The organism is Fictibacillus aquaticus (assembly GCF_002245695.1).
Classification (GTDB): Bacteria; Bacillota; Bacilli; order Bacillales; family Fictibacillaceae; genus Fictibacillus; species Fictibacillus aquaticus.
The window spans coordinates 404,178-421,394 of the sequence record NZ_NOII01000001.1; the positions used below are offsets into that span (position 1 = coordinate 404,178).

General features: G+C 43.9%; 21 protein-coding genes and 1 pseudogene. 8 read left to right on the forward strand and 14 right to left on the reverse strand.

Going from position 1 to position 17,217, the window contains the following annotated elements; genetic code table 11:
* Window positions 1-99: 99 nt before the first annotated feature.
* From CGZ90_RS02145 to cshA, 3 genes are all read right to left on the reverse strand, one after another.
* Window positions 100-627, reverse strand: a complete 528-nt coding sequence (locus tag CGZ90_RS02145; RefSeq protein WP_240515326.1) for a GNAT family N-acetyltransferase — start codon at window positions 625-627, stop codon at window positions 100-102.
* 87 nt (window positions 628-714) lie between these two features.
* Complete coding sequence (locus CGZ90_RS02150) at window positions 715-1,209, reverse strand: metallophosphoesterase family protein (protein ID WP_094250686.1); 495 nt, start codon at window positions 1,207-1,209, stop codon at window positions 715-717.
* 112 nt (window positions 1,210-1,321) lie between these two features.
* A complete protein-coding gene (gene cshA / locus CGZ90_RS02155; RefSeq protein WP_094250687.1) occupies window positions 1,322-2,872 on the reverse strand; it encodes a degradosome RNA helicase CshA in 1,551 nt (516 codons plus the stop codon).
* Window positions 2,873-3,275: 403 nt separating this feature from the next.
* Between cshA and CGZ90_RS02160 the strand changes: the two genes are divergently transcribed.
* Complete coding sequence (locus CGZ90_RS02160; protein ID WP_094250688.1) at window positions 3,276-4,685, forward strand: Na+/H+ antiporter NhaC family protein; 1,410 nt, start codon at window positions 3,276-3,278, stop codon at window positions 4,683-4,685.
* 45 nt (window positions 4,686-4,730) lie between these two features.
* Here CGZ90_RS02160 and CGZ90_RS02165 read toward each other — a convergent pair whose 3' ends face one another.
* A complete protein-coding gene (locus CGZ90_RS02165) occupies window positions 4,731-5,336 on the reverse strand; it encodes a uracil-DNA glycosylase family protein (RefSeq protein WP_094250689.1) in 606 nt (201 codons plus the stop codon).
* A 97-nt stretch (window positions 5,337-5,433) separates the two neighbouring features.
* Between CGZ90_RS02165 and CGZ90_RS02170 the strand changes: the two genes are divergently transcribed.
* Entirely contained in the window at window positions 5,434-6,765 is a 1,332-nt protein-coding gene (locus tag CGZ90_RS02170; RefSeq protein ID WP_094250690.1) for an MFS transporter, read from the forward strand.
* Between the two features lie 12 nt (window positions 6,766-6,777).
* On the opposite strand, the gene asd is transcribed toward CGZ90_RS02170, so the two are convergent.
* Window positions 6,778-7,617, reverse strand: a complete 840-nt coding sequence (gene asd / locus CGZ90_RS02175) for an archaetidylserine decarboxylase (protein ID WP_094250691.1) — start codon at window positions 7,615-7,617, stop codon at window positions 6,778-6,780.
* A 154-nt stretch (window positions 7,618-7,771) separates the two neighbouring features.
* Here asd and CGZ90_RS02180 point away from each other — a divergent pair, with 154 nt between their 5' ends.
* On the forward strand, window positions 7,772-8,068 hold the full coding sequence (locus CGZ90_RS02180; protein WP_094250692.1) for a HesB/YadR/YfhF family protein: 297 nt from the start codon (window positions 7,772-7,774) through the stop codon (window positions 8,066-8,068).
* A 2-nt stretch (window positions 8,069-8,070) separates the two neighbouring features.
* Here CGZ90_RS02180 and CGZ90_RS02185 read toward each other — a convergent pair whose 3' ends face one another.
* The 5 genes from CGZ90_RS02185 to CGZ90_RS02205 all read right to left on the reverse strand — a co-directional run bounded on the left by CGZ90_RS02185 (window position 8,071) and on the right by CGZ90_RS02205 (window position 10,012).
* Window positions 8,071-8,370, reverse strand: a complete 300-nt coding sequence (locus CGZ90_RS02185) for a hypothetical protein (RefSeq protein WP_094250693.1) — start codon at window positions 8,368-8,370, stop codon at window positions 8,071-8,073.
* Window positions 8,370-8,798 (reverse strand): acyl-CoA thioesterase, encoded by a 429-nt coding sequence (locus tag CGZ90_RS02190; protein ID WP_094250694.1) that lies wholly within the window; start codon window positions 8,796-8,798, stop codon window positions 8,370-8,372. Before CGZ90_RS02190 ends, CGZ90_RS02185 begins: the two co-directional genes overlap by 1 nt.
* Before the next feature lie 95 nt (window positions 8,799-8,893).
* Window positions 8,894-9,124 carry a small acid-soluble spore protein Tlp gene (gene tlp, locus CGZ90_RS02195; protein ID WP_094250695.1) on the reverse strand — a complete coding sequence of 77 codons (231 nt, stop codon included), beginning with the start codon at window positions 9,122-9,124 and terminating at the stop codon, window positions 8,894-8,896.
* Between the two features lie 62 nt (window positions 9,125-9,186).
* The gene (locus CGZ90_RS02200; RefSeq protein WP_094250696.1) at window positions 9,187-9,696 is read right to left on the reverse strand and encodes a hypothetical protein; all 510 of its coding nucleotides are present in this window, start codon (window positions 9,694-9,696) and stop codon (window positions 9,187-9,189) included.
* Window positions 9,697-9,880: 184 nt separating this feature from the next.
* Window positions 9,881-10,012 (reverse strand): FbpB family small basic protein, encoded by a 132-nt coding sequence (locus CGZ90_RS02205; RefSeq protein WP_338032181.1) that lies wholly within the window; start codon window positions 10,010-10,012, stop codon window positions 9,881-9,883.
* Window positions 10,013-10,139: 127 nt separating this feature from the next.
* On the opposite strand from CGZ90_RS02205, the gene CGZ90_RS02210 reads away from it, so the two are divergent.
* Window positions 10,140-10,280, forward strand: coding sequence for an acid-soluble spore protein N (locus tag CGZ90_RS02210; RefSeq protein WP_094250698.1), 141 nt, complete (start codon window positions 10,140-10,142; stop codon window positions 10,278-10,280).
* A 79-nt stretch (window positions 10,281-10,359) separates the two neighbouring features.
* Here the strand turns inward: CGZ90_RS02210 and acnA are convergent, their stop codons facing one another.
* Window positions 10,360-13,089: an aconitate hydratase AcnA gene (gene acnA / locus CGZ90_RS02215; RefSeq protein WP_094250699.1), complete on the reverse strand. Its 2,730-nt coding sequence runs from the start codon at window positions 13,087-13,089 to the stop codon at window positions 10,360-10,362.
* A 319-nt stretch (window positions 13,090-13,408) separates the two neighbouring features.
* Here acnA and CGZ90_RS02220 point away from each other — a divergent pair, with 319 nt between their 5' ends.
* Window positions 13,409-13,597, forward strand: a complete 189-nt coding sequence (locus CGZ90_RS02220) for a DUF378 domain-containing protein (protein WP_094250700.1) — start codon at window positions 13,409-13,411, stop codon at window positions 13,595-13,597.
* Between the two features lie 106 nt (window positions 13,598-13,703).
* Window positions 13,704-13,874, forward strand: coding sequence for a small acid-soluble spore protein SspO (gene sspO / locus CGZ90_RS02225; RefSeq protein WP_094251756.1), 171 nt, complete (start codon window positions 13,704-13,706; stop codon window positions 13,872-13,874).
* Between the two features lie 2 nt (window positions 13,875-13,876).
* On the opposite strand, the gene CGZ90_RS02230 is transcribed toward sspO, so the two are convergent.
* On the reverse strand, window positions 13,877-14,134 hold the full coding sequence (locus CGZ90_RS02230; protein ID WP_094250701.1) for a hypothetical protein: 258 nt from the start codon (window positions 14,132-14,134) through the stop codon (window positions 13,877-13,879).
* A gap of 77 nt (window positions 14,135-14,211) precedes the next feature.
* Here CGZ90_RS02230 and CGZ90_RS02235 point away from each other — a divergent pair, with 77 nt between their 5' ends.
* Window positions 14,212-14,352 (forward strand): small acid-soluble spore protein P, encoded by a 141-nt coding sequence (locus CGZ90_RS02235; RefSeq protein ID WP_094251757.1) that lies wholly within the window; start codon window positions 14,212-14,214, stop codon window positions 14,350-14,352.
* Window positions 14,353-14,383: 31 nt separating this feature from the next.
* Here CGZ90_RS02235 and selA read toward each other — a convergent pair whose 3' ends face one another.
* Window positions 14,384-15,751 carry an L-seryl-tRNA(Sec) selenium transferase gene (gene selA, locus CGZ90_RS02240; RefSeq protein ID WP_240515327.1) on the reverse strand — a complete coding sequence of 456 codons (1,368 nt, stop codon included), beginning with the start codon at window positions 15,749-15,751 and terminating at the stop codon, window positions 14,384-14,386.
* A 43-nt stretch (window positions 15,752-15,794) separates the two neighbouring features.
* Window positions 15,795-15,983, reverse strand: a pseudogene (locus CGZ90_RS02245) (Rdx family protein); the annotation flags it as partial.
* Between the two features lie 142 nt (window positions 15,984-16,125).
* Between CGZ90_RS02245 and selD the strand changes: the two are divergent.
* On the forward strand, window positions 16,126-17,181 hold the full coding sequence (gene selD, locus CGZ90_RS02250; RefSeq protein WP_094250703.1) for a selenide, water dikinase SelD: 1,056 nt from the start codon (window positions 16,126-16,128) through the stop codon (window positions 17,179-17,181).
* Window positions 17,182-17,217: the final 36 nt, after the last annotated feature.

Below are 17,217 nucleotides of genomic sequence, written 5' to 3' on the forward strand. Positions count from 1 at the left end.
CCGGTGTACTTCCACTTTACCATATTTATGTATGCGATTTCACTAAGTACTGTTCTCAATCCTGCATTTTCGATATAAAAGCCCGGAATATCTCCGAGCTTATAGAAAATAGGCCATTAATATTTCATCCTGCAGTTGCCCGTTAATTTTCACTTGTCCTTTTTGGCGGCCTTCTTCGATAAAACCAGCCTTTTTATATACTTTAACCGCGATTTCATTTTCTGCAAAAACAGTCAGCCATATCTTATACAAACCGTTTTCGGAAGCCCAGTTGATCGAATAAGACATAATTTCATGGCTGATGCCGAGCCCCTGCCCATCAGAAGAAATCCAAGTTCGGAAATTTCCGGTGTGCTTCTTCATTTCAAGCTCACTTTTTACAATCCGGCATATTCCGACAGCTTTACCGCCTACTTCCACTACGGTGTACATGTTGCCTTTCTCTTTCATCTCATTAATAAAAGACAATTCTTCTTCTAGTGAACGCGCAGTTTCTTTTTGCAGATACTCTCCTGCTTCAACGATTTCTTTAACGGAAGTGATAATATCGTCAGCATCTTTTTCTTTTGCTGGCCTTAGAGTTACAATATTGCCATTTTTGGCTGTGAATGAATGGTGTAGTTGCAAAATATACAGCTCCTCGACTTGCCTTTTTCCTTATTATCACTATCTCGAAGCCTTATCATGCGGGCTTTCAAATTGTACCCACACCGTTTAATCAAAGTAGATCGTTTTAAGTTCTGCATGTCTGTTCTCAATCGCCAGAACACCGAAAGAGAATTGCTTCTGCCTTCTTTTATCTGTAGGAGATCCGGGATTAAACAAGACTGTCTGTTCAAAGATTTCATGGTGAGGAATATGAGAATGGCCAAAAATGATAATATCCGGCACATCTTGTTCAAAACTGCGCCATGCTCTTTCTTTTGTGGTTCGGCCTTTCCCTTCGTGGCCGTGGACAATCCCTATAGAAACACCATCAAACAAGAGCTGCGCTTTTTTCGGCAGCATCTTTTTTACATGCTCCTCATCCACGTTGCCGGAAACAGCAGTGACTGGGGCAAATGTTGTAAGACTCTTTAGTAGTTCCATCCCTGTCACATCGCCAGCGTGGATGATATGATCTGCCTCTGATAGCTCTTGAAGCAGCATTGTTGGAAGTTTAGGCGCTTTTCTGGGCATATGAGTATCCGATATTATGACAATTTTCATAAGAACCTCCTTCAAAAAAAAATTATCCTGATGCCTGGATCATCGGCGCGCATATCCTTTCTTACCATGCAAAAAAAGAGAGAACCGTTACACGGTTCTCCCCTTCTTATTATTATCTGTTTTTCAAGTCTTCTCTCGTACGCTTCTGTGCGCGGTAAGAGTAATCGTTATCGCGTCCGCCTTCACGGTTTCCGCTTGGACGGCCGCTTCCGCTGCCACTGCGTCCGCGGTAAGAACCGCCGCCGCGTTTAGAATCTCTTCCTCCGTCACGGCCGCCTCCGCCTGAGCGAGGTTTTCTTCGGTCAGAGAAGCGTCCTTGTCCGCCGCGCTGGAACTTTTTCGAAGCAAGCGGCGGTTCTTCTGTCAGAGAAACCGGCGTTGTATCCGGTTCACGAGTCAAGAGTCTGAGTGCAGCTGAGACTAATGCTACAGAATCATGCTCTTCAAGTAATTCAACAGCTGTCTGCTTGTAAAGTCCAGTTTCTTCAGTTCCAAGCACACTCATCAGCTTTTCAACAGCCATCTGCTGCTGGCCTTCCATCGCTTCGTTCACTGATGGAACCTGGCGCTTTTCGATCTTGCGCTTCGTGATTTTTTCGATCGTATAAAGGTGATCGATCTCACGTGGCGTGATGAACGTGATCGCATAACCTGTCTTACCTGCACGTCCAGTACGTCCGATACGGTGAACGTAGCTTTCAGGATCTTGCGGGATATCGAAGTTATACACGTGAGAAACGCCTGAGATGTCAAGTCCGCGTGCAGCTACGTCAGTAGCTACAAGCACTTCGATCGTGTTGTTCTTGAACGCGCGAAGAACTTTGTCACGCTTCGCCTGCGGAAGGTCTCCATGGATTCCTTCAGCAGAGTAGCCGCGCTTGTTCAGCGCTTCAGAAAGCTCATCGACACGGCGCTTCGTACGTCCGAAAACGATGGCAAGTTCAGGTGAATGAATATCGAGCAGGCGGCAAAGGACGTCAAACTTTTGACGCTCTTTAACTTCAACGTACTCCTGTTCGATGCTTCTTACCGTCATTTCGCTTGCTTTCACTTTAATGATCAAAACGTCTTTCATGAAACGCTCTGCAAGCTTTTGAATCTGCTTTGGCATTGTAGCTGAGAAGAGCATCGTATGGCGCTGTTCAGGTACGTTTTCAAGGATTTTCTCGATGTCCTCTACAAACCCCATGTTCAGCATTTCATCTGCTTCATCAAGAACAACAGTGTGAACCGTGTCAAGCTTCAGCGTCTTGCGGTTGATGTGGTCGATCACACGGCCTGGTGTTCCGACAATAATATGCGGTCCGCCTTTTAATGCTTTGATCTGGCGTACAATTGACTGTCCGCCGTAGATTGGAAGTGTGCGGATTCCTTTGTACTGGCCGATTTTGTTCAGCTCTTCAGCTACCTGAACAGCCAGTTCGCGTGTTGGAGCAAGAACAATACCTTGCACCTGGCGATTTTTAGTGTCCATCTTTTCGATTAGAGGAATACCGAATGCAGCTGTTTTCCCTGTACCAGTCTGCGCTTGACCGATTAAATCAGTTCCTTGAAGCGCTGTTGGGATCGTATCACGCTGGATCGGAGTTGCTTCTTCAAACCCCATGTTGTTAATTGATTTTAATAATTCCGGGCTTAAGCCCAGCTCTTGAAATGTTGCCAAAATTATAATCTCCTTTTCTTTGACGAAAAAGGATTTTACGAAAACACCATATAAATTACCTTCATAAACCCACGTTTTTCTTTAACGTGTAAAAAGCATTTCCGACTATCGTATAAGGAAATGCTTAACGATGCGAATATTGGTTCTTTTGTGTTGCACCGTACCTTGTCTGATAAAAGTTTCCGTAAAAGACATCTTCCGTCCATATATTCCGAAGTTAAACTTAACATGCCCTGTCAATAAAAGCAACTAAAATAAGATTGCTTAAACGGCGGGCACACAACTCCAACACCATACAGTATATATACATTTTGCCTGTTTTACTCATTTATAAACAGCAGAATAATTCACCAGCAGTGCCGCATCCTAACAAAAAAAGCACTATAAAAGGCAGGTGGCGCTTGTGGAATGGCTGTCGATCATTCCTTTTTTGTTGGTTATTCCTATTGCAGTAAAAACGAAGCAAGTTCTTCCCGGTCTTTTTGCGGGGCTGTTAGTCGGTTCTTATCTAATTGCTCCTTCATTGACAGGCGGACTTCAAAAAATGGTCTCTTACCTTGTCAAAGGACTTATCGATCCGAAAAATATCACCATTTTATTATTCTTATACGTTTTTTCCGGTCTAGTCGGCATGATTAAGATGACAGGGGGTATCCGCGGCTTTGTTGAAGAAGCGTCATCAAGGATCAAAACGAAAAGAGAGGCACTTATCTTAACGTACTTATCCACACTCGGTACATTTGCAGCGCCAAGCTTCCGGTTCGTCACTGTCGCTCCGATCATGAGAGCACTTTTGAAAAAGGTGAAAATGTCTACCCAGGAGCTTGGCTTTGTCATCGAAACGACAGCTACTCCGGTCATCGTTCTTATCCCGATCGCTACTGCTTTCGTCGGATATATGACATCAATCGTTGACATCGCGTTAAAGAATGAAAATATAAAAGCTGACTCTTTTGACCTTTTCATTAAAAGTATCCCATTTAACTTTTTCAGCTTTGTTATGATCGCTGTCGGCCTCTATTTAAGTTTTTTTCATCATTCAAAATCAACAGAAACAAGCGATCCTGCAAAAATCGGAAAGGAAGATGACGGAGATGACTGGCATGACTGTGATCCGGCAGTAGGAAAAGAATTGCCAGAAAAGCCTTGGAACTTGATACTCCCGCTATTTCTCACAGTTACGTTAACATTGCTCCTCACTTGGTGGGACGGATACAAAAAAACGAAAGACGGCATTCTTACTGCCTTTATTTCAGCTGATGTGATGGAGTCAATGCTGACGGCACTCCTGTTTACAACATTGTTTTCGTTCTTTTTTTTCCGGCTGCAAAAAGTAAAAACTTCTGAGCTGCTGTCAGGGTTCATTGCCGGCGGAAATGAATTGATGAGTGTCATCGTGCTGCTCGCAGTAGTCTGGGGTCTGTCTTCAGTAACAGAGGATCTTGGGTTCTCAACGTTCATCACAGGCTATGCCGAACATATACCGAGCATTGCTGTTGTACCGATTCTTTTCTTGTTCGGATCAGCCATTTCCTATTTTATCGGATCAGCTTGGGGAACATGGGGCATATTGATGCCTCTTGGTGTTTCAATGTCGCAGGCATCTGGCATTTCGCTGCCGCTCGTTATCGGTGCTGTTTTTGCAAGCGGAACGTTCGGTGCCTTTGCCTCACCTTTAAGCGATGACACGAACACGATCGCAAGAATATTGAACTTATCAGTCGTAGAATACGCGAAATATAAGCTGAAACCCGCACTTATCGCAGCTTTTATCACAGCCGTTCTCTATGGTGCTACTGTCTTTTTTTATTAAAACAAGCCTGATTCAGCAGGAGTAATAGCTGTTCAGGCTTGTTTTTTATATGATCATTTCCTTCATTTCACTCAACGTGTTCTGATACCTCTCTTTTGCCCATGAATTATAAGACGGATGCGGAACGCCTGTGATAACTCGGTGAGTTTCGGCTATCCCTGCTAAAAATGTATAGCGTTCAGCAAATTTGCCGCAGGGTACAATGATGGTTTTCTCACCTGCTGACTGCAGCAGGCGTTCTTTAAAATCCTTCAGGAGAATATCTTGTAACACCGCCTTTTTCTCATCCTTAAACTTCAATGCGGTGCTTGTTCGAATACTTTCAGCTGTTTTGAGAAACAAACGGTTAGTATCCTTCCATTCCTCATCAGGAATTGCTGCAGACTGCATCGGAAAAGGGCATACGTTCACGATGCCAAACGTTTTGAGCAGCGTGGGGTTCTTCGATAAATAGATACCAAACGGGACGTTCTCCTGCAGCAAATATTTGGTCATGGTTTTACCGGAGCCTCCTGCTACAGGAACGCCATGCTTGATTTCTTCTTTATGAGGTGACTCAAGGACAAATAGAAGGCACGGCGGTGAAGCAGCAAGATCAGGTACATTAAAAAGATTTTTAGCTTCTGTAAAGGATTGTCTAATATCATTCATTTTTTTCCGCCTTCATTCATTCTTTTTAATAAAAATCAAGGATTTTAGGGATAAATAGCGAACGGTTATCTTATCAAGAACAGGAGGTATGCTGATTATGGATCCACACCTGGCTGCATCTGCAGCACCCCGGAAAAAAACAGCACTTTATCTTTCTCTTCCCGTTATGTCATGGGCGCTTTACGATTTTGCAAACACGATTTTCTCTTCTAATATTATCACAATCTTTTTTCCGTTTTATCTCTCTTCTGTAGTAGGAGGGAGCGGCCAGATGGATCAGATTGCGAGCACGATTATCAGTTATGCAAATGCCGCTGTATCGATATTGCTTGTTCTTCTCTCTCCGCTCTATGGAGTATGGATTGATCAGACAGGCAAAAAGAAGAAGTACGTCGTCACTTTTGCAGCTGGCGCTATACTTTCTACACTATTAATGAGCATTTTTGCACAGTTCTCATCATCCGAAACATTCTTTTCTCTTCCCGCTTCTGTATTTCTTGTCATTCTTGCCTTTATGGCGGGCAAGTTTTTTTATCAATCCAGTCTTGTCTTTTATGACGCTATGCTTCCGGATGTCAGCACAAAAGAAAATTTGTCACTGCTCTCCGGTTTTGGTGTAGCCGTCGGCTATACCGGCACGATCCTCGGACTCAGCGTGTATTTTTTGACAGGCAAAGACAACTTTTCAGATGCGTTCCTATACAGCGGCGTCCTATTCCTGCTGTTCTCACTTCCGATTATGTTCATCTATAGAGAAAAGCAGCCGTCAGGATTGCAGCCGGCGTCAAAAAGCGGAGTTTTCTCAGGTTACAGAGAAATCGCTGCTACTTTCAAAGAAATCAGGGCCTTCCGTGACCTTTTCCTGTTCATGCTCGCCTACTTTTTCTTTAATGACGCGATTGCTACAGCTATCGCGATGATGGCTCCATATGCTACATCTGTCATCGGGTTCTCTCAAGGGACGTTTATTCTTCTCTATTTAACGGCTACAGTTTTCAGCATCATCGGATCATTTAGTTTTGGACATTATACGAAAAAAGCAGGTTCTAAGATGGCGCTTTATATGGTTGGCTTTCTTTTGGTCGTTGCTTTGCTCCTCGCCGTTTTCACAACTGTGGCTTCGCTGTTCTGGATCTCAGGGGCGCTTTACGGCATCGCGATGGGCGCCATGTGGGTCGTTACTCGAACGATGATCGTCGAGATGAGCCCTCCTGAAAAAAGAGGTCAGTTCTTTGGTTTATTCGCTTTCTCAGGAAAAGTTTCAGCTGTTGCCGGACCGCTCGTTTACGGGACAATCACGCTCACCTTTTCTTCATATGGCGATATTGCAAGCAGGCTGGCATTAGGTTCAATGCTTATCTTCGTGGCTATCGGCATGATCATCTTGAAATATGTGAACTATGGACCGTTCCGACAGCAGCATATGTAAAAAAGAGAAAGCTCAAGATTGAGCTTTCTCTTTTATTGTTCCGATTCTCTGCCCCATTACGACAGCTGATCCCTCTTTAATATGACTGTCAAATTCAAATGATCCTTCTTCAAACAGCAAAATGACGGTTGAACCGAACTCGAATAATCCAATTTCATCACCTTTTTTATAATGCACCGGCTCAAAGCTCTGTTTAACGTGCTGTTTCCACTTCCTTTTAAGGTCGCTGTACGAAACCTTTACACTTCCGACAATAAATGCGCCTACTTTTACAAGTGCCATATTGCCTGCAGCTGTTTGGGCATGGGTGATAACACGCTCATTTTTAGTAAACAGACCGCTCACATGACCGACACCAATATCATTAACCGGAAATAGCCTGCCGGGAATGTATACACTCTCTGTCACTGTTCCCTCGAGCGGCATATGAATGCGGTGATAGTCCTTAGGGCTTAAATATATGGTAGCGAACCGGCCGTTGTGATAACGTTCAGCTGCCTTTGCATCACCCAGCAAATCTGTGACCGTGTAGTTGATGCCCTTTGCTTGAATCAGCGATCCTCTCTGGATCTTTCCAAGCTGGCTGACCACTCCGTCAACTGGAGAGACTGCAGCATCAGCCGCCATGTCTACAGGACGGGAGCCTTCTTTCAGATTGCGTGTGAAAAACTCAGTCAAGTTTTTGTATTCATGGACAGGCTTTTCTATTTCATCCAAATTAATATTAAACTGCTTGGCATAATGTTTTATATACCACCTGCTTAGGCTAGACCTTCCTGCATGGCCAGCCAACGCCGATATTCCTTTTTGCGGCAATAAAGATATCAAAAGCTTCGCTGCTTTTTGTTTCAACTTCATTTCCCCTTACGATTCCATTTTTCTGTTCTATTTCCCTAAGCGCATTATATCATTTTAATCACTCATTCGTGAAATTAGTATTTCAAAGCCATTTTCTTGTGGTTAAGGGTATCATATGACAGAATGAAACCATCAAGGAGTGATAAAGATGGAATTGCATGTATCAAAGAAAGCAGCAGAAACATTAAAAAACGAGCTTCAGAATTCTCCTGGGAACTGCGTCCGTTTTTTCGTAAGGCTTGGAGGCTGCAGCACCGTTCAGAGCGGGTTCTCTCTCGGAGTTGCCAAGGATGAGCCAAAGCATCCCGGACCGCAAATGAAAGACAGCGGGACAGGATTGACATTCTACATTGAACAGGAAGATGAATGGTTCTTTGACAGTCACAGCCTTTATGTAGAGTATGACGAGAAGGAAGAAACTATAATTTATGAATACGAAAAGTGATGTTATTTTAGAAACCGGCTGATTTCATGAAGCCGGTTTTCTTTTTTCATAATTTCCAGTTGTTTTTCACCCATCAAATCGAAATGCGGGAAGTCGCTTCGATAATGAATATATTCAGGACGAAGACCGTGCCTGCCTCCCCATGTTTTAAGTTTTTCCACATCACAGCATGCTGCTTTTGTTACGCTGCGAAACTGCGGAAAGCGGGGATCATGCCAAAAGTGGGTAAGGAAAGCAATCTCACCGCACAAAGCTTTTTCTTTCCATTCTTCCAGATCTTTTCTTGTCAGCCCAAAAGCCATTACCGGCCATCTTCTCCAGCAGCGTTCAAATAGGCTGCATGCCATGCTGGGAATACTTTTTTAATCGAAATAGGACGGAAAGTATCTTTTTTTACGCAAACATGTGTCGAGCAGCCCGTCACACAAAGGTCTCCTTCATTGTTCCGTATTTCATACTCATACACTACTTTAAGCCCGTTATATTCCTTAACAGCTGTTATGACCGTTGCTGAGTCTCCGTACGTCAGAGGCTTTTTATAGTTTGCTTCCACATGTGTCACTGGAGACAAGATACCTTCTTTCTCCATGTCCGCATAGCTGAATCCGAGTTTTTCAATCAGTGCTGTTCGTCCGATCTCAAACCAGATAATATAGTTTGCGTGGTATACAACACCCATTTGATCAGTTTCTGCGTATCTTACTTTAATGTCTGCTTCTGCTGTAAACATTTATGTAGTCCCCCGTTTTTTTGTATAACTCTACCATAAAACGCATCTTATAGCATGCGAAAAGGCCGGCAATAGCCGGCCTGTAAAAAGCAGATTTATTTCTGATTCCCGTCTTCGCGGTACGCCTGCTCTTCCGCCATCTCGTGCTGAAACTGCTCGATGCTTTCTTGACGGTGCTGGTTTTTTTCTTTGATCTGCTCTTGCTGGCTCGCAGTCAGATCTGTGTTCTGTGCTGTCTCATTTGCTTCTTGGATGTTTTGCTGTGTGTTTTCAATCATTTGCTGCAGACGCTCAGCGTTGTTGCTTCTGTCATCTGGTTTTGCCATGATGAAACCTCCTTTAAGGTGTTAGTTCCATCATAGTGTTTTCTTTCAGCGATGAAATATACTCAGCTTTTTTCAAGAAGGATGGGGCTCATCGTATTGATGCTCTGTTCACACATGGCTTTAAGCGCGCTCCAGCATTCCACAACGGATTCGTCATCCGTGTTCTTCATCGTGATTTCCAGCCATGACAGTTCTTCTGCAAGCCTAATGGAAGAACCGATCCAATACTTTTTATTTTTTACGGTAATATAAAAAGGCTCTTCAAAACGGAAAGGCAAGTAAAAGCCTTCATTATTCGGGTGCATGATAACATGCTGATAAACCGTGCCTTTCGTGATCTTTGCGTAAAACAAAAATACTCCGTCGTTTTTAGCAGCGGTCTTTTTTAATTTTATCAACGTATCGTCAGTACCGACCTCAACTGTCTGGATGTCATCCTGCCAGTTCAGCTCTTCGCGGAAAGGTACAAGGTGGCCAAGCCGCTGCATATGAATCTCGAGCTCGCGGTATAAATAATCTTCGTCTTCTTTTTTACATGATACAGGTAATGGTTTAACGTATGCCGTAATCAACCGTACCCCTCCTATTTCTCACTTCAATCAAGTTTTCGACAAGAAATACGATATATGGGGTTAGCAAAGGATTTTTAGCACTGGAAATAATTCCATGAAACAGATTTGGGGTCCGGTACCTTTTACGAAGTTTCCTTATAAATAATGGAATACTCTTAAATGGTACCGGACCCCTGCCCAAAAGTTATAGGTTTTTCATATGCTTTTCGTCGAGTTTGCGTTCAATTTCTTCCATAAACTTTTCATCACTCATCAGCAGTTTTTTGTTTTCGTTCACAAGATCGCGAAAGTTGATTTTTCTGTTCTTCCTCATCATTACCGGCTCCTGTCTGTTCAATAATCTCATCTTTATCATTGTCAATTATTTCAATTCCTAAACCTTTTTCACCAGAATAATGACAGCAGCGGATTGGAACGTTAAACAGTAAAAGGAGGAGATACTAATGAGCAATCCAAAAAAATTCCCTGAAGATTTTGTACCGAATCATCAAGGCACTCAGCCCCGAAAAGGGCATGGAAACAAAGGCGCACAGATGGCCGATACGTCTCATGAGAAGCCAGATTATATTCCTCCAAAAGGTTAAAATTGCTTAACATAAAAAAAGCCGGATCCATGCTGGGGCTTAAAGCCCCGGCAAATCCGGCTTTTTCTATTTGTATGAGTTACTTTTGCGGCTGTCCAGCTTGTGCAAGCTTGTTGCGAAGCACCATTGGCAGGATTCCGCCATGACGGTAGTAATCGATCTCAATTTCAGAATCGAAGCGGGCAACTACATCAAACTCAACAGTTGTTCCGTCTTCTTTAACAGCTGTCACTTTTACAAGCTCAAGCGGCTTAACATTTTCGTCAAGCTGTACGGAGAATGTTTCTTTACCGTTCAATCCATAAGTTTCAGCACTTTCTCCATCCTTGAACTGAAGCGGAAGCACGCCCATAAGAACGAGGTTGCTGCGGTGGATACGTTCAAAACTTTCAGCGAGGACCGTCTGGATGCCCAGAAGGTTTGTTCCCTTCGCTGCCCAGTCACGAGATGATCCCATACCGTAGTCTTTTCCAGCGATAATCATAAGGCCAGTGTTTTCTTCCTTATATTTCATCGCTGCATCATAGATACTCATTACTTCATTCGTTGGCCAGAACGTTGTCCATCCGCCTTCTGTTCCTGGAGCTACCTGGTTGCGGATTCGGATATTAGCAAACGTTCCGCGCATCATGACTTCATGGTTTCCTCGGCGAGATCCGTAAGAGTTAAAGTCGCGCGGTTCAACACCATTAGCGATCAAGTACTTGCCTGCTGGTGTGTTTTTGCCGATCGCACCAGCTGGAGAAATATGGTCAGTTGTTACAGAGTCACCGAATTTAGCGATTAGCTTCAATCCTGTCAGCGGCTGAATTTCTTTTAAATCAGCAGACAGGTTCTCGAAGAACGGCGGATTCTGGATATACGTTGATGACTGATCGAATGCATAAAGTTTCTCTGCAGAAGTCTTCAGTGCGTTCCAACGCTCGTTCTCATCAAACACGCGCTCGTATTCTTTCTTAAACAGCTCAGGCTTTACGGCAACGTTCATCGCGTCTTTTACTTCTTCAGCACTTGGCCAGATGTCTTTGAAGAAAACATCATTTCCTTCGCTGTCTTTACCAAGAGAATCTCTTTCCATATCAAAGTCCACAGTTCCTGCTAAAGCATATGCTACTACTAACGGCGGTGATGCCAAGTAGTTCGCTTTTACTAGCGGGTGGATACGCCCTTCAAAGTTACGGTTCCCAGATAGAACAGAAGCTACTGTCAAATCGTTTTTAGAGATCGCGTCTTCAACTTCGATTGAAAGCGGCCCAGAGTTACCGATACACGTTGTACATCCATAACCTACAAGGTTAAAGCCGAGCTGATCCAGATAAGTCATCAAGCCTGCTTCCTCAAGGTAGCGTGTTACAACTTTGGATCCCGGTGCAAGGGAAGTTTTCACATAGCCTGGAACCTTTAAGCCTTTCTCGATAGCTTTTTTCGCTACAAGACCCGCTCCTAGCATTACATAAGGATTGGAAGTGTTCGTACAGCTTGTAATCGCAGCAATCGCGACTGCGCCTGTCTTCATGACTGAAGACTCAGTCCCTGGATGCTTGACCGCAACCTCTTTTGATAGTTCGTCTTCAGACAATCCAAAGCCAGCGTTCCCTTGAGGTGCAGTAAGCGCCCTAGAGAATGCAGATTGCATCTGTGAAAGCGGCACTAGATCCTGAGGGCGTTTAGGCCCTGAAAGGTTTGGCTCGATTTCAGACAAGTTGATCTCTACAACGTCAGTGAACACAGGCTCAGCAGAATCAGGGCTGTAGAATAGACCGTTTGCTTTGCAGTATGCTTCAACGAGCGCGATCTGCTCTTCAGAGCGTCCAGTAAGACGAAGGTAGTCAAGCGCCTCGCTGTCAACCGGGAAAAATCCGCAAGTTGCACCATATTCAGGTGCCATGTTGGAAACAGTAGCACGGTCTGCAAGCGGCATTTCTGCAAGGCCTGGGCCGAAGAATTCAACAAATTTGCCGACAACTTTCTTTTCGCGCAGAACTTGTGTTACTTTCAGCGCAAGGTCAGTTGCCGTTGTTCCGTTTGGCAATGAGCCTGTAAGCTTTACTCCGATTACTTCCGGAACCGGGAAGTATGAAGGCTGTCCGAGCATTCCAGCTTCAGCTTCAATTCCGCCGACGCCCCATCCAAGTACTCCAAGTCCGTTAATCATCGTTGTATGAGAATCCGTACCAACTAAGGAGTCCGGGAATGCCACTGTCTCGCCGTCCTTCTCAGAAGTAAGAACAACCGGCGCAAGATACTCTAGGTTTACCTGGTGAACGATTCCTGTTGCAGGAGGAACAGCACGGTAATTATCAAACGCAGACTGCGCCCAGCTTAACAGCTTATAGCGCTCTTCGTTGCGCTCGAATTCAAGATTCATGTTGAACGCAAGTGAATCCATCGTTCCTGCTTTATCTACCTGAACAGAGTGGTCAACAACAAGGTCAACCGGAATATCAGGATTGATCTGAGACGGATCTCCGCCCATGTCTTTCATCGCCTTACGTAAAGATGCCAAGTCAACGACTGCAGGAACACCCGTGAAATCCTGAAGGATAACGCGTGAAGGCTTGAAAGGAACATCAATGTCCTGTACCTCTGAAGTTCCCCATTTAGCAAGGTTTTCAACATGCTCCTTGTTAATTACAAATCCGTCATACTGGCGGAGCACAGATTCAAGCAATACTTTTACAGAGTAAGGAAGCTTTGATACGTTCCCCAATCCTTTTTCTTCCAATGCCGCAAGACGGTAGTATTGATACGTTTTACCGTTGGCTTCAAAAGATGAACGTGCACTAAAAACATCATTTTGTTTAGTCATTTACACCAATCTCCTCTCAAACACCATTCAAATAAACATTTTTTCACAATTCCATCATAACACACCGCCAGCAGCGGCTGTTAGCTAGAGAAACAAGGCTGAATATCTACATACTCTTTCCCCTTCATTATCATACGTAAAACCCTTTCATAAGTAAATAACATAAACGTTATCATTCAACATAAGTTTTTCTTATCATGAATATGATGTATTCGCCTAATCCAAAACACACTCATCTGCATACAATGAATGCAAGCAGCAGTCTTCTCAGCCTTTTAGCAGCTGTATGGTGCATTTTCTTTTCAGAGGAGGTGTCATTATGGACTGGTTGAAAAAGCTGGCATCCCTTCTTGTAATCATTGGTGCATTAAACTGGGGATTAGTCGGCCTGTTCGGGTTTAATCTTGTAACAGAAATTTTCGGAAGCGCTTCCACGCTTACGAAGGTTGTGTATACGCTTGTTGGTGTCAGCGGTCTTTGGATGGCGGTTGATTTATTTAAAAAATAAACATTGCATTATTTATATATTTACCATGAAAAAACAGCACTCCTTAATTTGGAGTGCTGTTTGTCTGTTCTTAGTGAGCACACTACTTTTAAGGAGGTGGATCATGATGGCTAACCGAAAAGCGAGACACATCATACCTGGCAGCAACGCCGCTAGTGCCCAAGGCCAAAATGCAGGCTATGAGACCGAATTTGGCAACGAAGCACTGCAGCAGAATAACGAGCCTCTAAGTCAAGAGGAGCGTCAGAACAATAAAAAAACTAAAAAACGTCAATAGGTCTACATTTGCGGATGTTGTGATTCAATTGCAAGAAGCTCAGCCTTCAGCTTATCCAGCTCAACCCTTTGATGTTCAGAAGCCGTTTCCATCGCGTTTTCAATCTGCATGAGTGCTTCTTCTTTTTGCTGGTTGAATGATTTTAAGCGTGAACCGTACTCTTCACCGCCAGCCTCTAGCATCGATGAAGATTGGATAGCCTGTTCGTAACCTTGCTGAGCAGCCTGAAAAGCTTGCTGTTTATCTTTATGATATGGCATTGGGATCATCCTTTCCTTGTTAAGCTATCTATAAGTTACCAATTTCGTTGAAGTATTATTCGAGGAGGAAATAAATGATGGCTGAAAGCAACAGCTTTAAAGATATCCGAAAAAACGCGCCTAAAGGAGACAATCCGGGCCAGCTTGAACCGATGAGCGGGAGCAAGAAAGTAAAAAACCGAAATCACACGAGGCAAAACCAGGGATCAGGATCTTAACTTAAAAAAACAGCCGCATAACCCGGCTGTTTTACATATTTTTCAAAGCATTTATGATGACTGTTTCTTCCTCTTCGTTCACTGTCCGCAGATCGATCAGGCAAACATCCTCCTGAATTCTGACAATCACAGGAATATCATTTTTCCTCAGTGATTCTGCTGTATATTCGGCACCGTCCGGGTGGCAGAAAGCGATTAGGAAAGATGGCAGCTTAACATCTGGCATGGTGCCTCCGCCGACTTGGGAATGTCCAGGAATGATATATGGTTTAAGAGCAGGATTCATCTTTACAATAAATTGCTCTGCCCGAAGTTTAAGCTCATCTTCACTCGCGATGATGTCTTTTACAGTCGGTATATCATCGAACTCTTTATATAAATACGACTCAAGCGTGCCGCAGAGAGCCGCAAGCGACAGCTTATCAATCCTCAGAACACGCGCAAGCTGATGTTTTTTTAGAATGCTGATATATTCCTTTTTTCCGGCTATAATCCCGGCCTGCGGTCCCCCAAGCAATTTATCACCGCTGAAGGAGACGATATCGACTCCTGACTGAATAACGTCTTTTACGGGGACTTCATCGCCAATGTTTTTTGATGAGAATGGAAAAAGTGCTCCGCTCCCTAAATCTTCATATAAAATAACGTTCTGTTCACGTGACAGCTTTACGAGCTCGCTAGAAGGCACACTTTTCGTAAAACCTGTTATTTTAAAGTTGCTTGTATGCACCTTCATGATCATCGAGGTGTTCTCATTTAGCGTCTGTTCATAATCAAAAAGGTGAGTTTTATTAGTAGTTCCAACTTCTCTCAGGACAGCCCCGCTTTCTTCCATGATGGATGAAATCCGAAACGATCCACCGATCTCAACGAGTTCTCCTCTGGAAACAATCGTTTCCCTGCCTTTAGCAAGCGCGCTCAATATAAGGTAGACAGCAGCTGCGTTATTGTTAACGACCATTGCAGCCTCTGCACCAGTCAATTTTTTGATCAGATCTTCCGGATGACTATGGCGGGAACCTCTCGTCCCTTTTTCTATATCGTATTCCAGATTGGTATAGTTATTAGCACTTTCTATAACTGCTTTTATCGCACGTTTTCCGAGCCTGGATCTTCCCAAATTTGTATGTATGACTACTCCCGCTGCGTTGATGACTTTTCGTAAACGGCCTCTGCTCTGTAAATAGCTAGTTGCCCTGTTTATTACTTCTGCTTCTATCGAAGTGCCAGACAGGACAAATGCATTGCTCTGAATATCTTTGCGCAGTCCTTCAACAGCTTCCTGCGCAGCTAGAGTAAGCTGCCTATCGCTGAAAGCATTAAACTTATCCATTTCAGCAAGTAGGCTGGCCATGTTATGAACAGATGGCAGTTTTCTTAGCAACATGTTTTTTTCCAAATGTATTCCTCCCAAAAAAAGCGGCCTCCTGGGAGGAAACCGCTTAAGACTGAAGCTTTTCTAGCTCTGAAATAATCAAATCGTGATCTGGAAATTCTCCAGATTCTTTTTTTGAATAAATTTTCTTCCCATCAACATAAACCTCAAAAACGCCGCCAGAACTAGTGATCAGCTCAAATGAAGCGACCTTTGAACGGAAATGATTCAATACGTCTTCCGCGAGACTCGCGGCTTTTGGTGCAAAGTTTCACATCATGCAAAATTCAACAGCAATTTTCATGGATATCCACCTCTTCTGTTTTTCATTCATTTTAGTATATCTTTCGCCAAATCACAAAAAAAATGTTTATACTATGATACAGGAGGTGCCATATATGACAAGTGAAGAAAAAATCCGCCTGACTGCCTTATCTTCTAAAGGCGGCTGAGGCTGCAAAATTGGTCCTGAAGACCTGGCGCAAGTTTTGCGTCAATTACCAGAAAGAGAAGCAGATCCGAATCTGCTAGTCGGCTTGGATACTTCTGATGATGCCGGTGTATATAAGCTGACAGACGATATAGCCATCATACAGACAGTAGACTTTTTTACCCCAATAGTTGACGATCCTTATATGTTCGGCCAAATTGCTGCTGCCAACTCTTTAAGTGATGTGTACGCAATGGGAGGAACACCGAAAACCGTTATGAACATCGTCGGATTCCCGATAAAAAAATTAGGCCACGATGTTCTTGCCCAAATTTTAAAAGGCGCTGCTGATAAAGTAAAAGAATCAGGGGCTATTATTGTCGGCGGACATTCCATTGACGATAATGAACCAAAGTTCGGCTTGTCAGTTACCGGTCTTGTCCATCCTGAACGTGTGTTTAAGAACGTAGGAGCCAAGCCGGGAGATGTTCTCATCCTTACAAAGCCAATCGGTGTCGGCATCCAGACGACAGCGATTAAAAATGGAAAACTAAGTGAGGAACAGACAACTACTGTAACTGAAACGATGGCTGCACTTAACAAAACAGCTGCAGAGTGCCTCGATGGACTGCAGCCTAATGCAGTGACAGACATCACGGGCTTCGGTCTGCTGGGACATATGACAGAGATGGCTAAAGGCTCTGGCGGTGTTACTCTTCATATCGCCTTTGATGATGTTCCGCTGCTCAGCGGCACAGAGGAGTTAGCTCAAGCTGGCATCATTCCAGGCGGCACGAAAGCCAACCATAAGTGGATTGCAGATGACGTCATGTACAGCAGCACTTTGCATGAATGGAAACAGCATATCCTTTGCGATGCAGTCACATCCGGCGGCCTTTTAGTGAGCATTCCTGAGTCAGAAGGAAGAGAGTACATCCGCCGTCTGCATGAAAGCGGTGTTGAAGCCGCGCAGATTATCGGCCACGTTACGAGTTACCAAGATTCTATAATCAAAGCTAATTGAGTATGGCATAAAAAAAGCTTGCATCGGCTAATCCGT

Bases quoted from the DNA above. Each gene is read 5' to 3' on its own strand.
- CGZ90_RS02170 (WP_094250690.1), top strand. From the start codon at position 5,434: ATGGATCCACACCTGGCTGCATCTGCAGCACCCCGGAAAAAAACAGCA.
- tlp (WP_094250695.1), bottom strand. From the start codon at position 9,124: ATGGCAAAACCAGATGACAGAAGCAACAACGCTGAGCGTCTGCAGCAA.
- sspO (WP_094251756.1), top strand. From the start codon at position 13,704: ATGGCTAACCGAAAAGCGAGACACATCATACCTGGCAGCAACGCCGCT.
- CGZ90_RS02180 (WP_094250692.1), top strand. From the start codon at position 7,772: ATGGAATTGCATGTATCAAAGAAAGCAGCAGAAACATTAAAAAACGAG.
- CGZ90_RS02230 (WP_094250701.1), bottom strand. From the start codon at position 14,134: ATGCCATATCATAAAGATAAACAGCAAGCTTTTCAGGCTGCTCAGCAA.
- CGZ90_RS02185 (WP_094250693.1), bottom strand. From the start codon at position 8,370: ATGGCTTTTGGGCTGACAAGAAAAGATCTGGAAGAATGGAAAGAAAAA.
- CGZ90_RS02235 (WP_094251757.1), top strand. From the start codon at position 14,212: ATGGCTGAAAGCAACAGCTTTAAAGATATCCGAAAAAACGCGCCTAAA.
- CGZ90_RS02165 (WP_094250689.1), bottom strand. From the start codon at position 5,336: ATGAATGATATTAGACAATCCTTTACAGAAGCTAAAAATCTTTTTAAT.
- CGZ90_RS02205 (WP_338032181.1), bottom strand. From the start codon at position 10,012: ATGATGAGGAAGAACAGAAAAATCAACTTTCGCGATCTTGTGAACGAA.
- CGZ90_RS02150 (WP_094250686.1), bottom strand. From the start codon at position 1,209: ATGAAAATTGTCATAATATCGGATACTCATATGCCCAGAAAAGCGCCT.
- CGZ90_RS02220 (WP_094250700.1), top strand. From the start codon at position 13,409: ATGGACTGGTTGAAAAAGCTGGCATCCCTTCTTGTAATCATTGGTGCA.
- CGZ90_RS02190 (WP_094250694.1), bottom strand. From the start codon at position 8,798: ATGTTTACAGCAGAAGCAGACATTAAAGTAAGATACGCAGAAACTGAT.
- CGZ90_RS02210 (WP_094250698.1), top strand. From the start codon at position 10,140: ATGAGCAATCCAAAAAAATTCCCTGAAGATTTTGTACCGAATCATCAA.
- acnA (WP_094250699.1), bottom strand. From the start codon at position 13,089: ATGACTAAACAAAATGATGTTTTTAGTGCACGTTCATCTTTTGAAGCC.